This is a genomic window from Pantoea sp. X-Soil-YNGN-785 (assembly GCF_059730585.1).
Map to the genome: position 1 here is coordinate 1,557,028 of NZ_AP035942.1, position 19,858 is coordinate 1,576,885.

Annotated in this window: 10 protein-coding genes; 7 read left to right on the plus strand and 3 right to left on the minus strand. The window is 55.8% G+C overall.

Going from position 1 to position 19,858, the window contains the following annotated elements; genetic code table 11:
- Positions 1-22: 22 nt before the first annotated feature.
- The 4 genes from AC6I8E_RS07245 to AC6I8E_RS07260 all read left to right on the plus strand — a co-directional run bounded on the left by AC6I8E_RS07245 (position 23) and on the right by AC6I8E_RS07260 (position 11,973).
- On the plus strand, positions 23-10,453 hold the full coding sequence (locus AC6I8E_RS07245) for a hemagglutinin repeat-containing protein (RefSeq protein WP_497824600.1): 10,431 nt from the start codon (positions 23-25) through the stop codon (positions 10,451-10,453).
- Positions 10,446-10,805 (plus strand): DUF6853 family protein, encoded by a 360-nt coding sequence (locus AC6I8E_RS07250; protein ID WP_497824601.1) that lies wholly within the window; start codon positions 10,446-10,448, stop codon positions 10,803-10,805. The genes AC6I8E_RS07245 and AC6I8E_RS07250 overlap by 8 nt, the downstream gene beginning before the upstream one ends.
- A 168-nt stretch (positions 10,806-10,973) precedes the next feature.
- A complete protein-coding gene (locus AC6I8E_RS07255; RefSeq protein ID WP_497824602.1) occupies positions 10,974-11,714 on the plus strand; it encodes a VENN motif pre-toxin domain-containing protein in 741 nt (246 codons plus the stop codon).
- The gene (locus tag AC6I8E_RS07260) at positions 11,698-11,973 is read left to right on the plus strand and encodes a hypothetical protein (protein ID WP_497824603.1); all 276 of its coding nucleotides are present in this window, start codon (positions 11,698-11,700) and stop codon (positions 11,971-11,973) included. Before AC6I8E_RS07255 ends, AC6I8E_RS07260 begins: the two co-directional genes overlap by 17 nt.
- Positions 11,974-12,017: 44 nt before the next feature.
- On the opposite strand, the gene AC6I8E_RS07265 is transcribed toward AC6I8E_RS07260, so the two are convergent.
- The gene (locus tag AC6I8E_RS07265; protein WP_497824604.1) at positions 12,018-12,248 is read right to left on the minus strand and encodes a SymE family type I addiction module toxin; all 231 of its coding nucleotides are present in this window, start codon (positions 12,246-12,248) and stop codon (positions 12,018-12,020) included.
- A gap of 1,116 nt (positions 12,249-13,364) precedes the next feature.
- Between AC6I8E_RS07265 and AC6I8E_RS07270 the strand changes: the two genes are divergently transcribed.
- The 3 genes from AC6I8E_RS07270 (at position 13,365) to AC6I8E_RS07280 (ending at position 15,703) form a co-directional block, all read left to right on the plus strand.
- Positions 13,365-13,928: an Ail/Lom family outer membrane beta-barrel protein gene (locus AC6I8E_RS07270; RefSeq protein ID WP_497824605.1), complete on the plus strand. Its 564-nt coding sequence runs from the start codon at positions 13,365-13,367 to the stop codon at positions 13,926-13,928.
- Positions 13,929-14,213: 285 nt separating this feature from the next.
- Positions 14,214-14,753, plus strand: a complete 540-nt coding sequence (locus AC6I8E_RS07275; protein ID WP_313679626.1) for a hypothetical protein — start codon at positions 14,214-14,216, stop codon at positions 14,751-14,753.
- Positions 14,754-15,160: 407 nt separating this feature from the next.
- Positions 15,161-15,703 carry a glycine zipper 2TM domain-containing protein gene (locus tag AC6I8E_RS07280; protein ID WP_033732285.1) on the plus strand — a complete coding sequence of 181 codons (543 nt, stop codon included), beginning with the start codon at positions 15,161-15,163 and terminating at the stop codon, positions 15,701-15,703.
- Between the two features lie 132 nt (positions 15,704-15,835).
- Here AC6I8E_RS07280 and mfd read toward each other — a convergent pair whose 3' ends face one another.
- Positions 15,836-19,279, minus strand: coding sequence for a transcription-repair coupling factor (mfd, locus tag AC6I8E_RS07285; RefSeq protein WP_041456757.1), 3,444 nt, complete (start codon positions 19,277-19,279; stop codon positions 15,836-15,838).
- Between the two features lie 227 nt (positions 19,280-19,506).
- Positions 19,507-19,716: a hypothetical protein gene (locus tag AC6I8E_RS07290; protein WP_013357479.1), complete on the minus strand. Its 210-nt coding sequence runs from the start codon at positions 19,714-19,716 to the stop codon at positions 19,507-19,509.
- Positions 19,717-19,858: the final 142 nt, after the last annotated feature.

A 19,858-nucleotide genomic window follows, 5' to 3' on the forward strand; every position in this document is an offset into this window, starting at 1 on the left:
CTGACAATGGACTGTGCGCATTATGAATAAACTTTGCTATCGCCTTATCTTCAACCGGGTTCGCGGCATGTTAATGGTGGTGTCCGACATCACCCGCAGCGGCTATTCGCGCGTTGCCCGCAGCCCGAAACGCACCTCACTGTCAGAGACACGGGTAAAGATCTCACCGCTCAGCTTTGCACTCTGGCTGGTGGCTGGGGTAATCAGCCTGCCAGCGCAGGCTAACATTGTGGCCGACAGCAGCGCGCCGGGCAGCCAGCAGCCTACCGTTATGGCCACTGCCAACGGTCTGCCGCAAATTAACATTCAGACGCCCAACAGTCAGGGCGTTTCCCGCAATCAGTACAGCCAGCTCGACGTCGATGCGCGTGGCGCAATCCTCAACAACAGTCATCAGAACACCGCGACTCAGCTGGGCGGTATGGTGGCGGCAAACCCCTGGCTGTCAAAGCAGGAAGCGACGGTCATCCTCAATGAGGTGAACAGCCGTAACCCGAGCCAGCTGAACGGCTTTATCGAAGTGGCGGGTAAACGGGCGGCGGTAGTGATTGCTAACCCTTCAGGCATCACCTGTAACGGCTGCGGATTTATCAATGCCAGCCGCAATACGCTCACCACCGGGCAGGCGCTGATCGAAAATGGTCAGCTTAAAGGCTTCGATGTGAATGGCGGCCGCATCAATATCGAAGGTAAAGGCCTGAATGACAGCGATGCGGACTACACCCAGATCATTGCGCAGTCGGTAGCGGTGAACGCCAGAGTGCATGCCCGTGAACTTAATGTGGTCACGGGCAGGAACCAGGTCGCGACTGAAAGTAACGTCACGACGGTTAAAGCGGATGATGGGGCGACACGGCCTGAGTTTGCGCTTGATGTGGCGGCAATTGGCGGCATGTATGCCAATAAAATTACCCTGACCGGGACTGAAAAGGGCGTTGGCGTGCGGAATGCCGGTGAACTGGGGGCCAGTGCCGGTGAGCTGCATCTGACGGTAGATGGCCGGCTGGAGAACAGCGGCACGCTGCAAAGTCAGGCCGCACTGCAGATAGCCAGCAATGGCGACCAGGATAACCGCGGGAATATCGTCTCACAGCAGGATGTTACGCTGACGTCCGGCGGTACGCTGCGCAACAGCGGTCTGGTGAGCGCGGGCAGAAACGCCACGCTCTCTGCCGGCACCCTGCAGAGTAGCGCTGAAAGCACGCTGGCGGCAGGCGTTGACGGCAACGGTACACTGAGTCAGCCCGGCAATCTGCTGCTGAACAGTCAGGGCGAGCTGAAAGCTCAGGGTAAAAATCTGGCGCATGACCAGATTCAGGCGCGGGGCAGTCGGGTCGATCTGGCCGGCAGTCAGACCTCAGCCGATGCGATTGCGCTGACCTCCACCCAGGCGGATATCAGTACCCAGGGGGCAACGGTAGCGGGCCGCACGCTCGGGATCCAGGCCGCAACAGCGCTTAACAATGATGATGGCAAACTGTCTGCTGGCAGCCTGGCCATCACAGCCCAAAACGTCAGTAACAATCGCGGTCTGCTGCGCCAGCAGAACCGTGAAGCGCTGACTCTCTCCACCGGTTCATTACTCAACAATCAGGGTACGCTGAGCAATGAAGGCGATACCCGGCTGCAGGCACAGCACATTGAAAATCGCGGTGGACTCATCGCAGGCAACGGTGATTCGCTGCAGCTTGATACGCCATGGCTGGATAATCAGGGCGGCACGGTGCAGCTGGCGGGCAACGGCGCGCTGACCCTTAATGCAACCCGGCTTGAAGGCAATAAGGGCAATCTGCTGTCAGCGGGTGCGTTAACGCTCAGCGGTGACAGGATCGATCTCTCAGAGGGACATACCCAGGCAGAGGCGCTGACGCTGACGGCGGGCACGCTGGATCACCATCAGGGTCTGCTGTCGCAGCGTGGCACAGGCGAGATGGCGATCGCGGTTTCAGGTGATGCAGACAACCGCGGTGGACGGATTGAGAGCGGCGGTAACCTTAATCTCGCCTTAGGCAGCCTGGATAACAGTAGTGGCACCTTGCTGGCGGCGGGCAGCGGCGATCTGCAACTGCAGGTTCAGGAAACCCTGACGAACGTACAGGGGGCGCTGCAGGCCAGCCACAATCTGCAACTTAATAGTGCTGGCCTGAGTAACCAGCAAGGTCGCATCACTGCCATCAGCGGCGATGCCACATTAACGACCAGTCAGGCTATCGATAATGAGCAGGGCCGCATCGAAGCGGGCCAGCAACTCACCCTGCGCAGCCAGGGAGTAGATAACCACAGCGGAACCGTGCTCGGTGATGGGGTAACCCTCGATACCCAACAGGGCCAGATCGGTAACACCGGTGGAAATCTGGTGGCCCGGCGCGATTTGAAGATCTCCAGCGGTAAAACGGATAATAGCACCGGCCTGATACAGTCCGGCGGCGATCTGGCGATCAATACTCACGACCAGGCCCTGATCAACCGTGACAGCGGTAAAGCCGGAATAGTCAGCGGCGGCGCACTTGCCATCACCAGCGGCGACTTTGATAACCAGAACGGCGTAATAGCAGCGGCCTCGGCAGCGACGATCAGTAGTGCAGGTGTGACCAACGGTGACGGCACGCTGCTGTCGGATGGCGCACTCACGCTGAACAGTGGCGCGTTCGATAATCAGCGCGGCCTGATCCAGTCCGGTGCATCGCTGTCGCTGGACACCCACGGCGCGCAGCTGACCAACACGGCCAGTGGCGACCGCGGCGGCATTGTGGCGCGCGGTGATCTGCAACTTTTAACCGGAACGATTGCGGGCGACCACGGCGTCATTCAGGGACAAAACCTGTTCATTGATAGCCGGGGCCAGGCTGTCGATATTGAAGCGGGGCTGGTCAGTGCCAGAGGGGAAGTGCAGCTGAGTAGCGGTGCGCTGAATAATCGCGCCGGACGGCTCCAGTCTGGCGGTGATATGCAACTGGATACGCAGGGAGAGTCGCTGAATAACGCGGCATCCGGCGTTATGGTGGCGGGCGGCAATCTGCGCGTGAGTAGCGGTGATATCAACAACAGCGGCGGTTCACTGGTCTCGGCGGGCAACGCCCAGCTCAACAGCGCTGCGGTAAATAACACTGACGGCACCCTCACTGCCGATCGTGCGCTGACGCTGGAGAGCGGCAGCGTGGATAACCAGCATGGCCTGCTGCAGGCGGGTGAAACGCTGTCGCTGAACACCCATGGCGCGCAACTGACCAATACCGCCAGCGGTGAACAAGGGGGGATCGTTGCGGGTGGCGATCTGCTCCTCTCCACGGGCCAGATCGATGGCCAGAACGGGGTGATGCTGGGCCAGAATGTCCGCATCGACACCCATCAGCAGACCTTCGATCATCAGCAGGGACAACTGGGTGCTAAAGGCACGCTGCAACTGGACAGCGGGCTGCTCAACAACCGTGCAGGCAGGATTGAGTCGGGTGGCGATCTCAATCTGGATACTCATGGCAACGACTTCATTAACCGTGACAGTGGAGCGGCAGGCGGCCTGTTCAGTGCGGGTATCCTGAAGCTCTACAGCGGCACGCTGGATAACCTGCGCGGCTTTATCACCGGCAGCAAAGGGGCACAGATTGCGGCAGGCGACATTCACAACCAGTCCGGCACGCTGACGGGCGGTAAAGGACGGCTTGATCTCACCAGTGGCGAGCTGCAGAACCAGGGCGGTCTGTTACAGGCCGGCAGCGACATGACGCTGGACACCCAGGGCCACGCCCTGATCAATCGCGACAGTGGCAGTCAGCGCGGCATCGTTGCCCTGAACAGTCTGGATTTGCGCAGCGGTGCGATTGATAACCAGACGGGCTTTATTGCCGCTGGAAACCAGGCCACGATCGGTGCCTCTGAGCTGAACAACAGTCAGGGACAAATCGCAGGTAATGGTGGGCTGTTGTTCAGCGGTCAGGCACTGAACAACAGTGACGGTAAACTGCAGTCGGCGGGGGATATCACCCTTAACACATCCGGCCAGACGCTGGCTAACCAGCGCGGACTGATTGCCAGTGGCGGTAACCTTCACATCGACAGTGGCGCGCTGGATAACCAGCAGGGGCAGATACAGGGCGGCACCGATTTGACGCTCAATGCGGGACAAAATGCACTGTTTAATCAGACAGGCAAACTCCTCTCGGCAGGCACGCTATCACTGACGGCAGGTCAGCTCACCAACAGTGACGGACTGGTGCAAAGCGTCGGTGACGGCTTACTGTCGCTGAGCCAGCAACTGGATAACCGGAGCGGGCTGATTCAGGGCGGCCAGCAGATGACGATTACCACGCCATCGCTGATCAACCGCGATACCCGACAGAGCGGCAAAGGGATCGAAGCGGGCAGCTTAACCCTCGAAGCCGATACCCTGGATAACAGCCAGGGTGCGTTACGTGCAAATCAGCGGCTGGCATTAATCGTTCAGCAGGCGCTGGACAACGTCAGCGGGCTGATCTCATCCGCCGATACCCTGACCATCCAGCAGAGTGCGCCAGCCCGGTCTGCTGCCTCTAAAACCCAGCAGCGTCGGATGCTGGCCATCAATAATGCGCCGGGTCAGACGCTGACTATCAACAACCAGCAGGGCACCCTGATCGCCGATCACGACGCGCAGATCAACGCGGCTGCGCTGAGCGGCGACGGGCAGGTGTTATCGCAGGGCGATCTTGGCATCACCCTGGCGGGTGATTTCCATAATACCTCGGCGGTCAAAGCCAATGGCACACTGCGCCTGACGACAGGGGGTGACGTCATCAACGACGGCACCCTCGCGGCCCAGCAGGCGCTATTTCTGACTGCACAGAATGTCAATAACCAGGCAGGTGGTGAGATCAGCGGCGGACAGACCGACATCACGGCTGCGGATACCCTGAATAATCGTGGTCTGATTGACGGTGGCCTGACGCATCTGGTGGCGGGCGTTCTGAATAACAGCGGCACCGGTCGCATCTTTGGTGATCATATTGCCATTGCGGCTTCGCTGCTCAATAACCTCAGCGAAGAGGGCAAAGCGGCGGTGATTGCTGCCCGACAGCGACTGGATATCGGGGCGGGCACCCTGAATAATCGTGACCATGCGCTGATTTACAGTGATGGCGATCTGCATATTGGCGGCCAGCTGGATGCGAATTATCAGGCCACCGGACAGGGGCAGCAGCTCAACAATGACGGGGCAACCATTGAGGCCGGGCAGGATGCCACGATCAGCATGGCGGAAATCAACAATACCAACCGTCATCTGACCACGCAGGTCGTTACGACTGAAGATAGCCAGCACCATGACGCGGTGCTCAAAGGCCATACTGACCGCTTCGACTGGGCCAAAGTGGACACCAGCAAAAAAAATAAATATGGCGTGCACACGGCAAAAATGCCGGACGGCACCAGCGGCAGCGAGTTTTATGAGTATGACTACCGAAGGGTAGTGAAAGAAACCCAGATCCAGGAGAGCGATCCGGGCAAAATTCTGTCGGGCGGAAATATGACCTTTAGCGCCGGCCGTCTCAATAATCAGGACAGTCAGATTGTCGCAGGAGCCGTACTGGGCGGTCAGATAGGTGAGCTGAATAATCAGGCGACGAAAGGAACGCGCGTCACCACGGACGACGGGAAATCGGTGCGCTGGTACGCGAAAAAGAAGAAAAAGAAATTTGGCGGGACCGAAACTTCGCAGGGCAAGGATCGGAAAACCTATCGCCCGGCCCCCGTAACGGAAACCATCGATCTGCAGACGCTGAGCTGGCAGGCGAATGCCGCGCCGCAGGGCAATGGCTACCAGACCGGCAACCGACAGCAGCAGGGTGTCACTGCACAGGCCGACAGTATTGGCTCGCCTTCTCTTCAGCAGGCGGTTACCGCCGTGGCGCTGAGTGCCACGGATAGCGGCAGTACCTTACTGCCCGCCGGATTGCGCTATGACAGCGCACTGACGCTGGACAAACTCGGCAGCCTCAAAGACCGGCCACTGCTGTTACCTGCCGGGCAGCAGTTCTCGCTGACGCTGCCCGCGACGGTGGTCGATGGACAGACGATTACGCCGGTGATCCGCGCCGTCTCACCGGACATCCGTCTGCCGGATAACAGCCTCTACCAGTTGCAACCCGGCAGTGACAGCCACTACCTGGTTGAGACCGATCCGCGCTTTGTGAATCAGAAACAGTGGCTCAGCAGCGACTATATGCAGAATGCCCTGACCACCGACAGCAGCCTGATTCTGAAGCGGCTGGGTGATGGTTATTACGAGCAGCGGCTGGTGCGTGATCAGATTATTCAGCTGACCGGCAACCGCTATATCAGCGGATATGGCAGCGATGAAGATCAGTATCGCGGGCTGATGAATAATGGGGTAGCCTTTGGCAAAGCCTACAACCTGGAACTCGGCGTGGCGCTGACCCCGGCACAGATGGCACTGCTCACCAGCGACATCGTCTGGCTGGTGAACCAGACCGTAACGCTGCCGGATGGCACACAGCAGACCGTACTGGTGCCGCAGGTTTATGCGAAGGTAAAACAGGGTGACTTAACCGGCGACGGCGCGTTGATCGGGGGCGGTAGCGTGGCGCTGAATGCCCGCGACGACATCACCAACAGCGGGACCATTCAGGGACGTGATGTGACGCAGCTGACGGCGCAGTCGCTGACTAACAGCGGTTACATCAGCGGCAACACCGTTAATCTTACCGCCCGCCAGGATATCACTAACCTCGGCGGTACCCTGCGTGGCGACAGTCAGCTTACGCTGCTGGCGGGGCGCGACATCACCAGCCAGTCCACGCTGCGCGGCGACGGCACCGACCGCTGGATCGATCGTCCGGCCGGTATCTACGTGCAGGGCAGTGACGGTGCGCTGACGCTGAGTGCACTGAACAATATCACTCTGGCCGCCAGCGATATCGGCAACGCCGGAGAGAAGAGCACCACGAAGATTCAGGCGGGCAATGACCTGACGCTCGGCACCCTCAGCACGCAGCACAGTGAAGACGATAGCTGGAACAGCAGCAACTACCGTCGCATGTCACAGCAGAGTGATGTCGGAACACGCATCAGCGCCGGTGGCGCACTGCAGCTGAGTGCCGGACAGGATATCCGCGCGACCGCCGCTGACGTCACGGCGGGCGGTGCACTGACCGCCAGTGCCGGACGCGACATCGTGCTCAGCGCGGGCAACAGCCGGACCGATCTCACCGAACACAGTAAGCAGACCAGCAAAGGACTGCTGTCGGGCAGCAGTCTGGAAACTCACGACGAGCTGCACAGCAGTCAGGCGCTCAGCACCACGCTGAGCGGCGACAGCGTCCGGCTTCAGGCGGGCCGCGATATTGCCGTGACCGGCAGCAACGTCGCTGGTACGCAGGATGTGGCGCTGACGGCGGGCCGCGATCTCAGCATCACGACCGCCACAGAAACGAATAATGAAGTGCATCAGCGCGAGGAGAAAAAATCGGGCCTGATGGGCAGCGGCGGCATCGGTTTCACCGTGGGTCAGGCAATGCAGAAGAGCAGCACCGACGCCAGCGGCGCACTTCACCGGGGCAGCACGGTGGGCAGCAGCGACGGGAGCGTGACTCTCAGCGCCGGTAATCAGCTTACCGTGCACGGCAGCGACGTGATCGCCGGTAAAGATCTCTCCCTGAGCGGCAGCGACGTGACCGTCAGCGCAGCCGAAAACAGCCACACCGCGCTGACGAAGACCGAGCAGAAACAGAGCGGCCTGACGCTTGCGCTGTCCGGCACGGTGGGCGCGGCGCTGAACACGGCGGTGCAGACCGCCCGCACCGCCGATGAGAGCGATGATGGCCGGCTGAAGGCACTGCAGGGCACCAAAGCGGCGCTGACTGCAGCGCAGGCCGCGCAGGCTTACCAGATGGACGGCGCGCAGACCGACGCGGCGAACGCCAGAAACACCGCTTCGGGCCTGAAGCCGGGCCAGGAAGGTTATGAAGAAGGCTCGACCAGCTCGGTCGGCATCAGCCTCTCGTACGGCAGCCAGTCGTCGAAAAGCGAGACCCGCTCCGAAAGCCGCGATGCGCAGGGCAGTACGCTGGGCGCGGGCGGTAACCTGAACATCACCGCCACCGGCGCGCAGCCGGGCAGCGCGGGCGATATCCTCGTGCAGGGCAGTCAGCTGCAGGCGGTGGGCGACCTCGCGCTGACGGCGAAAAACGACATCAGCCTGCTCTCTGCGCAGAACAGCGAGCGCACCGACAGCACTAACAGCAGCAAGGGCGGCAGCGTCGGCATCGGGCTGACTGCCGGCTCGGGCGGCTACGGTATCAGCGTGTCGGCCAGCGTCAACGCGGGTAAAGGCCGCGCAAACGGCAACGGGCTGACCCACACCGAGACCACGCTCACGGCGGGCAACGGGCTGAGCCTGAACGCCGGGCGCGACACCACGCTGACCGGGGCACAGGTGCGCGGCGAGAGCGTGAAGGTCGACACGGGCCGCAACCTGACGCTGACCTCAGAGCAGGACAGCGACCGCTACGACAGTAAACAGCAGAACGCCAGCGCGGGCGGCAGCTTCACCTTCGGCTCGATGACCGGGTCGGCGAGCGTGAACCTCAGCCAGGACAAAATGCACAGCAACTGGCAGAGCGTAGCCGAACAGACGGGCATCTTTGCCGGTAAGGGCGGCTTTGACGTGACGGCCGGTGAGCACACCCAGCTCAACGGTGCGGTTATCAGCTCCACCGCCAACGCGGATAAAAACCGGCTCGACACCGGCACGCTGGGCTTCAGCAACATTGAGAACCACGCGGACTACAAAACCGAACACCAGAGCGTGGGGATGAGCACCGGCGGCAGCATCGGCAGCCAGTTTGAGGGCAACATGGCGAACGGCCTGCTGGCGGGGCTGAACGGCAGCGGGAGCGCCTCGTCGGTGACGAAGGCGGCGGTAAGCGACGGCACGATTGTTATCCGCGATAAGGCGAATCAGACGCAGGACGTGTCGGCGCTGAGCCGCGACGCAGAGGGGGCGAATCCGGGGCTGGATAAAATCTTCGATAAGGATAGAGAGCAGCGCCGGATGGAGACGGCGCAGCTGCTGGCGGAAATCGGCAGCCAGGCGGGGGACATCGCGCGGACGCAGGGCGAGATAGCGGCGACAAAGGCCGCTACTGAGAAGATGAAAAACATCTCGCCGGACCAGAGGAAGGACGCTGAAGCGCAGTGGCGGAAGGCGAATCCGGGTCATGAACCCACCACGGCCGACATCACGGGTCAGGTGTATCAGACGCTTTACAACCGGGCGATGCTGGACAGCGGAATGGGGACCGGCGGGGCAGTGCAGCAGGGTATCAGCGCGGCGACGGCGGCGATACAGGGCCTGGCGGGAGGCAATATCGCCCAGGCCGTGAGCGGGGCGGCGGCACCGTACCTGGCGAAGCAGATACATACGCTGACGACCACGAAAGGCCCGGACGGCAGGGATGTGGTGAACGTTCAGGCGAACCTGATAGCGCACGCGGTGGTGGGTGCGGTGACGGCATACGCATCGGGCAACGCGGCACTGGTGGGTGCCTCGGGCGCGGCGATGGGCGAGTACATCGCGCAGCAGATGTATCCGGGTGTTAAGCGCGAGGACCTGAGTGAGGAGCAGCGCCAGACGATAAGCGCGCTGGGAACGCTGGCGGCGGGCCTTGCGGGCGGCATTGCCGGCGACAGCGCCGGCAATGCGGTGGCGGGCGCGCAGGCGGGTAAAAATGCGGTTGAGAATAACTCACTGTCCGGTGATCAGGCTCGCGCTACAGCTAAGCAGGTTGCCGAATCTATGAAGGATCAGGTCAGGGAAACGCTGGGTGAAGGTACAACCTCTTCTATTGCCAATGGCATTATCAACGCTCTTGCGGATACCGGCGATGCGGCATTAGGTGGAGCGGATTACGTAGCGGATGCGGCAATGGCGCTGGCATCATGTGCAACCAGAGACGGTTACTGTGATACGGCGCTTAATGACCTGTCCGGTAAGAATCAGACGGTGGCAGACAGCGTTAAGGCGCTAATGAGCAGTGATACCTGGTCTGCGGTAGCTGATACTATTAAGCAGGCATCCGAAGGGAACCAGGTGGCGCTGGAAGCGACGGGCGGGATGCTGGCCGGGATTATATTGCCGGGCAAGAAAGTGCCACATGTACCTAATGCCAGTGCTGTCGGAAACATGAGTGAATTTTTGAAAAACACCTCTTTCGGAGGTGAAGTTAAAAATATAACTCGTAAAACATCTAAGCAATATCAAGGACAAAGTGTTTATCAGGCTCAAGGTAAAAAAGGTGATTTAATTAAGAAAGGGGATCAGCTATATCTAGATGCTATGCATAAAGATCACTTGGAAGTTTTTGACAAAAATGGAAATTTCAAAGCTGTTCTTAACCTTGATGGGTCAGTGAACATCGAGAAGACCAACGCAGGACAAGGGAGGAAGCTGAAAATTGACTAACATAAATGAGTTAGACCTTATCAAAACAACATTGGCTGATTTGGCAGAGGTTTGTGCTATTTCAGAGGATAAGCTTGCTATTGATTATTCTCTAAATTTAGATGACGAATTACAAGAAGAGCTTAAAAAGCTTACCTCAATGGCACTTACGTTGAGAAGGGCCATTGGCGAAAAAGATATGCTTGCTGTAAAGGCTGCCTTAGTTATGAGTCGAATTTATGCAATGAATTTGCGTAACTTTTTTGAAAATATATTTGATGATATTGAAATGATTGGCTGGTCAGATAATTATGACTGGCCACCTATTCCTGAAAATTATCAAATCCCAGAAAAGTTACGATTCCAATCATAATAATTTAAAATCCCGACCAACCTGGCCGGGGTTTTACTTTTATTAGTCAGTTAACCTTCAGTCGCCAGCCGGATGATCAGCTGTCCCGGCCTGCAGATCGCCTCAATCTTCTGCCCGGTCATAAAGCCCGGAGCTTCCACTACTGCGATGGGCACGGTTGCGGCAGGCATGGCGGGCGGCATTGCCGGAGATAGCGCGGGCAGTGCGGCGGCGGGCACGCAGGCGGGGAGAAATGGTGTAGAAAATAACGAACTGTTTAATCTTCCATCCGGACTCAACAGTTATAGTAATTCAGCCTCAACGCCGGGAATGTCGATGAGTGATACCGGGGCGACAGCGCAGCAAATCAACGCGGCAATGAGTAAAAATGTTAAAGGTGATATGCCTGAAGGGGTAAATATAAGCAAAGTTATCGTAAACGGTTATAAAGACGGTGTGTTGATTGCGGGTGCGTGGTATTTAGGCCCGGCGGCGTCGATAGGTAAGGTCGTGGGTGGTGCAGTAATCGCAGAAATAGCGAACGGAACATATCAGTGGTTTGATATAAACAGTGTCAAGAACCAGAGTTTGCCTGAAAATCAGCAAAAAACCTGGGATTATTGGGGCAGCGCTTCGGCAGGTATTACGGGAGCACTGGCTCCGGGGCGAAATATATGGCAAAACGCAGGAATCGCGGCAGGTGGAACCCTATTTACTGATGGGCCTGATAAAGGTGCTTTAACTGGTACGGGAGCTGGTTGGGTCATAGGTAGTGTGGTTGGTGTGGTTGCACCGCCTGTATTGAAACCAGTTTTAGGCCCAAGCTCTGGCTTCGTCAGCGATGTTATTGGTTCTGTTGGTGGTGAGTTTATTGGTAATAAAGTTAAAGACAAAATTAGCAAAAAGGATTCTAATGATGTTGAACAATAAAAAAAATCAGAATATAAATTTAAGGCTTTTATTTTTAAGTGTTATTTACCTTATTGCCTGCTGTTTCATTTTTTTCTTTATAGCTATTGTTATTATTGATTTAATTTTTGATGGCAAGGTGAATTTAACGCAAGAAGTAATTATAGATATCATCGTTGTAAGCACTATCGCGGGTACTGCGGTAGGGTTAGGTTCATGGGTTTTCGCTAAAATAGATGAACGCAAAGTCCGAAAAACGCCGCCATCCGATCCACAATAAACAGTGATCCCGGCCTACCGAGCCGGGATTTTTTTATCTGCCTGTCACTCTTCAGCCAGCCGGAGAATCAACTGCCCCGGTCCAGTGATCACCTCGATCTTCTGCCCGGTCGTAAATCCCAGCGTTTCCAGCCAGCGGCCTTCAATAGTCAACTGCGGCAGCGGGTTCGGCTGGCCTTTATTAGGCCGGTAACCCACTTTGTAATAATGCACCTGCGATTCGCTGGCGGTAGTTGTGGGCATGTGCGTCTCTGGCTTATGATGCGTATCAGCCATGATCAACTCCTTATCAGTTGGTTGTGGTCAGCGGGCTGTTGGTGTTCCACCACCTTCAGTCCGCGCTAAAATCTCTCGTTACGCTCTTCCTCTCCTGTTTTCTCCTGTTCAAATATACACCTTCGGTCGGGTAAACTCGCTGAAAGCGAAGTAGTAAATTGCGAGCCGTCTCTGATAAACGGATTCTTTTTTTCCGGTCTGCATTTCGCTTATCCCTTCTTCATATCGCCTTACGGAATATTCTTTCCCGGCTGAATATCACACTATGATTCCACATTAACCAGCCTTCATTCTGTCTTACTGATTACGCCTTGCCTCCACTAAAGTCGGTAATAAAGGCTGCGACGTGACGCAGCTGTAACATGACTGCGGATGAGCACATCCGGCAGAAGGGAGCATTAACAGCCTCCATAGCTACAGTAAATAAAAATCGTTCCGGCATCAGATTGCAGAACTCCGGCAACATTGCGAAATATGTGCACTGCACAACAGAGCACACTGGTAGGAGCATAAGCATTGGCAGTCAGTTTCAGGTCAGCATTTTTGAATAAGTGCAGGTGTAACTCGCCAATTGCTATTTTCCATACAGGTCAATTTAAATAGATCTGTAACTCAGAGTCTGAATAAAGGGGAATCTTGCGGTCAGATTGAGAATCCGTGTTAATAGACGGTATAAAACCGTGTGGTTTTCTGGATGTATTAGGGATAATATTTTCGGTGATTTTTCTTTTTTTTGTGGCGATGCGGTCTTGATACCTCTGATTATTTTTGGTCTAATAATGCCCTGAAAAATGGATTAATAAATAAAGTACATTAGTTATTCAGGTGGTGAAATTCCTGACTTAACTCAAATTAAATGGACGAAATGCCATTGTGAACGAGTGGGATTTAAATCCCAGATTTCCACAGGTCAGCCTGTTTTAAAACACCCGGGTATAAACAGATGCACTCCGACCCTGTCTGAGCATAAGGCGCGGAGCGCTAAAGGAAATTCCTGGCCGGTACAGGCGGATTGATAAAACGATAACCAGTCCGTCGGGTATGGGTGATTCAGGGAACGAAGTCCTGCGATAAGCGCAGGGAAATAATGTTAAATTATGAAAAGGAATTAACCAGATGACCTCTAAGTTAACGATGCTGGCATTACTGTGTGGCGGTTTGTTCGTGGGCAGCAATGCGCTGGCTGATAATCACACTGTCTCGATCGGCTATGCTCAAAGAAAAGTTGATGACTTCAAAAACATTCGCGGTGTCAATGTTCAGTATCGCTATGAGTGGGACTCTCCTCTCAGCGTTATTGGTTCGTTCAGCTATCTGAAAGGCGATCAAAGTTTTTCTGAGCGCGAAGATTTTTATGGCGATGTCAGCGGGTATGACGGCAAAACTAAAGTGAAATATTACTCACTGATGGCTGGTCCGGCATATCGTATCAATGACTATGTCAGCTTCTATGGATTGATCGGTGTTGCCCATACCAAAGTGGATGAGAACGTGACTTATCTCGGAGCGTATTCCGAAGATTATAGCGAAAATAAATCCTCTTTTGCCTATGGCGCAGGTATTGTCGTGAATCCAGTCAGCAACCTCTCTGTGAGTGTTGGCTATGAAGGTACTCGCGTGAAATATAACGAAGATGTTGCTATCAATGGTTTCAACATTGGTATCGGCTACCGTTTCTGATTTAACGCTAAAATCTGCAACCCTGATCATCTGGTCAGGGTTGTTTTTTTGCGGCCTGTGAAGGGTAAGATTTAATGAATCTCAGGTCTTAGTTAATTGTCAGATATAGATACCTTATTTTATTTTCCTCGCAGGATTAATAAAGTCTTTGCACAATGATTTGGCCAGCCATTTTGTTTAATAGTTGCATCGCCCCATAAAGACTGTGCAACGCAACAGGCACCCGGATCCGACATCATTAAAATAATCCCATTTTTATTTCAGTTAAATTAAGGACAATAAACAATGGCGGCAAAAAACATCATCTCCGGATTGATAGCACTATTATTGAGTGGCTGCACCGCAGGTTTCAGACCTTCTCTGGATGATTATAAAGGACAGGATGCGGCCCGGATTCGCGTCGCTTCAGAGGGCAATACGGCTCTTCAGTTCTTTGAAAAGCAGGGTTCAGGTTGCTATAAAAAAGTACTGGAACGCCGTATTACTTCTGGCTTTGCCATTCTGGGTATCCCTGTCACAGGGAATAAACGAATAGGTATGCCAGCCTCATCTGATAATAATGGTGCTTTCATCAATGAGTTCACCCTGAAGCCGGGACAAATGATTCGGATCATCCACTACTGGACTGAGACTGGGTACTACCAGAACACTCAAAATTCTGCCACTGCTGAATTTATTCCTCAAGCTAACCATGACTACGATATCGTGGTCAGAGGCTCTGAATATTCAGGCGATAGCGTGTCCATCAAAAATCTCACTCCAGACGGCGCCGTAGTGGGCTGGAGCGACGTGAAGGAATGCCCGTCAGAGAGTATTTTTGATTAGTTTTCTCTTCCTTCATTCCTGAAGCCTGGTTGCTTCAGCAATGAATGTCCACGTTTACGGCATAGTCAGTAACCTGCTTACAGGTAGCGATGGAAATGCCGTTACCAGAACAGGCAGTCAGCGTCTTTATAACGCTTTGTAAAGTTTTATCACATTGATTTAAATACTTAAATTTCTGGCTTAAATCGGTACCAGTAATAATTCGCTGTACCTCAGAACTCTCCTAAAAACTGGCCCTGATAGTAAAGTGACCAATTTCCTCCATTTATCTGATGTTGCATTTTCGGTCCATCTGTAAAACTTCATCTCAACAAACACGGCGCGTCGCGCACGCCGGTTATACCTCAGTTACTGAGGATGCTTTAACAGCAGGATTGCGCGGTAACACTTTTCAGGAGGAACTTCCTGTGAATAAATCAATGTTAGCGGGTATCGGTATTGGTGTGGCAGCAGCGCTGGGTGTTGCCGCCGTAGCAGGCATGAACGTGTTTGATCGCGGTCCTCAATACGCTCAGGTACTGGCTGCAACGCCAATCAAAGAGAGCATCAGACAGCCACGTCAGGAGTGCCGTAATGTCACACTGACGCATCGTCGGGCCGTACAGGATGAAAACCGTCTTGCTGGCTCTGTATTAGGTGCAGTGGCAGGTGGAGTGCTGGGTCACCAGTTCGGAGGCGGTCGCGGTAAGGATGTTGCGACGGTAGCAGGTGCATTGGCAGGCGGTTATGCGGGTAATCAGGTCCAGGGCGGACTGCAGGATCGTGATACCTACACGACAACCGAACAGCGCTGTAAAACAGTGTATGACAAACAAGAGAAAAAACTGGGATATGACGTGACCTATAAAATAGGCGATCAGCAGGGTAAAATCCGTATGGAAAATGACCCCGGCACGCGTATTCCACTGGATCGCAATGGTCAGCTGATTCTCAACGGTGACCAGGCGTAATTGGGCAAAGCTTTGCCGCACTCGCGGCCACACAGCACGACGTAATGAAAAAGGCGCATCTCAAAGATGCGCCTTTTTTATCGCCATTTTCCCGCACTTTACCGATTAGCTCAGCAAAGCGCGGGCAGAGGGTTACGCCTGATGCTCAGCCAGTTGTGAAACGAAGCCCTGCACCCAATCCATACGGATTTTTCTTTCCGACAGCTCGCGGGTAAATCGCAGGCGTGTTGGCCCATCCAGTTTCCACTGCTGCGGCTCTTTCTGCAGCAGACTAATCAGCCATGCCGGATCGACCTTGTTCTGCGGCGCAAAATCGAAATAGCCACCTTTGTCGCTGGCTTCAATCTTACGCAGACCGACCGCGCGGGCTTTCAGGCGAATAATCGCCACGTCCAGCAGATTACGCGCAGGGTCAGGCAGCAGGCCGAAGCGGTCGATCATCTCAACTTTCAGCTCCTGCAACTCCTCTTCAACCTCCGCGCTGGCAATGCGCTTATAAAGTGAAAGACGGGTGCTGACATCCGGGATAAAGGTCTCGGGCAGCAGCGCTGGCATGCGAAGTTCCACCTCGGTCTGGTTGCTGGTGAGATCCTCCAGTGATGGCTCGCGACCCGCTTTCAGCGCATCCACGGCATTCTCCAGCAGCTCCATGTAGAGCGTGAAGCCCAGCGTCTCCATCTGTCCGCTCTGCTCATCACCCAGCAGTTCGCCCGCTCCGCGAATCTCCAGGTCATGGGTTGCCAGCGCAAAGCCGGCGCCCAGATCTTCAAGTGAGGCGATCGCCTCCAGGCGTTTATGCGCGTCCGTGGTCATAGACTTCGGATGCGGCGTCAACAGCCAGGCGTAAGCCTGATGATGCGAACGACCGACGCGACCACGCAGCTGATGCAGCTGCGCCAGACCAAAGTGATCGGCCCGCTCAATGATGATGGTGTTCGCGGTCGGAATGTCGATCCCGGTTTCGATGATGGTGGTACAGACCAGCACGTTGAAACGCTGATGATGGAAATCGTTCATCACCCGCTCCAGCTCACGCTCGCGCATCTGTCCATGACCAATCGCTACCCGCGCTTCCGGCACCAGATCGCTGAGACGCTGCGCCGCTTTCTCAATATTTTCGACGTCGTTGTAGAGGTAGTAAACCTGGCCGCCACGCAGAACTTCACGCAGAATCGCTTCACGGATCACCAGATCGTCGTATTCACGGACAAAGGTTTTTACCGCTAAACGGCGGGCAGGCGGGGTAGCGATAATCGAGAGATCGCGCATGCCGCTCATGGCCATGTTCAGGGTGCGCGGGATCGGCGTGGCGGTCAGGGTCAGGATGTCCACATCGGCACGCATCGCTTTAATGCGCTCTTTATGACGCACCCCGAACCGGTGCTCTTCATCGACAATCAGCAGGCCGAGATCGTGCCACTTGAGGTCACTCATCAGTAGTTTGTGGGTGCCGATCAAAATGTCGATCTTGCCCTCGCTGGCCTGTTCCAGTACCTGCGCCTGCTCTTTGGCGGTACGGAAGCGGGATAGCATCTCAATGCGAACCGGCCAGTTGGCGAAGCGATCGCGGAAGTTATCGTAGTGTTGCTGTGCCAGCAGGGTGGTCGGCACCAGCACGGCCACCTGTTTGTGGTTTTCTACCGCCAGAAACGCGGCGCGCATCGCGACTTCGGTTTTACCGAAGCCCACGTCGCCGCACACCAGTCGATCCATCGCCAGCGGCTGACACATATCGCTCAGCACGGCGTTGATCGCCTGTGCCTGATCGGGCGTAGTTTCAAACGGGAAACTTTCGCAGAACAGCTGATACTGCTCGCGATCATGCTTAAAGGCAAAGCCGGTTTTAGCGGCGCGCTGGGCATAGATGTCCAGCAGCTCAGCCGCCACATCGCGTACTTTCTCCGCCGCTTTCTGCCGCGCGCGTGACCAGGCATCGCTGCCCAGCTTATGCAGTGGCGCGTTATCGTCAGCCCCGCCCGCATAGCGGCTGATCAGGTGCAGCGATGAAACCGGCACATAGAGTTTGGCGTCATTGGCGTAAGAGAGCATCAGGTATTCCGCCTCAATGCCGCCTGCTTCCAGCGTAGTCAGGCCGATATAGCGGCCCACGCCGTGCTCCAGATGCACCACCGGCTGGCCGGGATGCAGCTCCGCCAGGTTACGAATCAGAATGTCCGGGTTAATGGTGCGACGGGTATCCTGACGGCGACGGCTGACGCGTTCGCCCAGCAGATCGCTTTCGCAAATCAGCGCCCGGTTGCCCTGGGTATCGATAAAACCGCGCTCGCTGGCCCCGATCATCAGCGTGAAACGATCGTCGACGGTTTCATCAAAACGGTGCACCGGCTGAGGACGCAGTTTAATCCGTGCCAGCAGCTCCTGCAGGCTCTCGCGGCGGCCTTCACTCTCTACCGAGAAGACCACGGCGCCGCTGAAGGTCTCAATAAACTGCCGCAGATGATCGAGCGGCGCTTTCGCCTGCGCCTGAACGGTGAGGTCTGGCAGCGGGGTATAACCGAGATTGGTGTTGGCAGCTTTGGCAGGCAGCACCTCATTGGTCATCTGGATGCGCGGCCAGGCTTTCAGTTCACCCATTAACGCATCGGGACGCAGCCACAGAGTGACCGGCTCCAGCAGCGGACGCATCGGGTCCACCCGGCGGTTCTCATAGCGCGCCTCAGCATCCTGCCAGAAGCGGGTGGCACTGCCTTCAAGGTCGCCGCAGTTCACAATCAGGGTGTTGTCAGGCAGATAGCTGAACAGGCTGGGTAACGGCTGCTCAAAGAACAGCGGCTGCCAGTATTCGATGCCCGCTGGCAGCGTGCCTTTGCTGACCTGCTGATAGATGTGCTCCGACTCGCGGCGCACATCAAAAATTTCGCGCCAGCGGCTGCGGAACAGCTCAATGGCGGCTTTGTCGCTGGGAAATTCATGCGCAGGCAGCAGGTTAATTTCTGCCACCGCTTCCAGCGTGCGCTGATTATCGACGTCGAACAGACGCAGGCTGTCGATCTCATCATCGAAAAAGTCGATGCGATAGGGCTGATCGCTGCCCATCGGGAACAGGTCGAGCAGGGCGCCGCGCGTGGCGTATTCGCCGTGCTCCATGACCTGATCGACATGACGATAACCTGCCTGCTCAAGCTGATCGCGCAGCCGGTCGCGTGACAGCTTTTGTCCCTGCTTCATCACCAGCGCATGACCGTGCAGGAAACTGTGCGGACAGACGCGCTGCATCAGGGTGTTGACCGGCATGATCAGCATGCCGCTCTGCATCACCGGCAGCTGATAGAGGGTCGAGAGGCGCGCGGAGATAATATCCTGATGCGGCGAGAAGCTGTCATACGGCAGCGTCTCCCAGTCGGCGAGGTGCACCACCGGCAGATCGGTAAACTGACGGATTTCATCCAGCAGACGCAGGGCGGTTTGGGTATCGGGGGTAATCATCAATACCGGGCCAGCATGACGTTCGGTAATGCTGGCACACTCTACCGCATGTGCAGCGCCGATGAGCTGGCCGAGCTGGCGGTGATCGCCGGATTTAACGGGCAGGGTATAACGAGTCTGTTCGGGCATGGGATCTCGGGGTTGCTCCATTTTTCCAGGACGTAATCATTCCATATTATGTCAGGGGGATCACCTTTGCGGCACAATTTTCCTGCCGCGCCGCGCTGAACACGGGGATCGGTCAGCCATTACCGGGCGTCGGCGGTAATACAGCGGATAGAGAGAGGATAGACGAGTCTGGAGCGGGATCAGAAAAAACCGCCGTCGCTCTGCAGCGACGGGGTTAAACGGGCATTCTATTTTATGGATTGCTGTGTGTAATACATGCGTGGGCGGTCGATATTTGCCCAGGATAACTCCTGCTCAGGATGATAGCTGAGGTTGCCGTCGTCCCACTTTACGTAGTAGCCGGCTGGTGCGCTTCCCTGCTCAAAGACGTTGATGATTTCGCCTCTGATTTCCCCGGATTGATGTTTAACGATACTGCCTTTGGGAAATTTCAACATGGTCGCTACCTCTATCGCTGTGCGATAAATACCCTCTTATCCTGTTACAGATTGTAGTCTACGCGCCAGGGCGCTGGATAATCAGCCAATAAGCGATGGCTTTATCGTCTATTCTGCGGCTTTGGTCGTGAATGTGACGTAT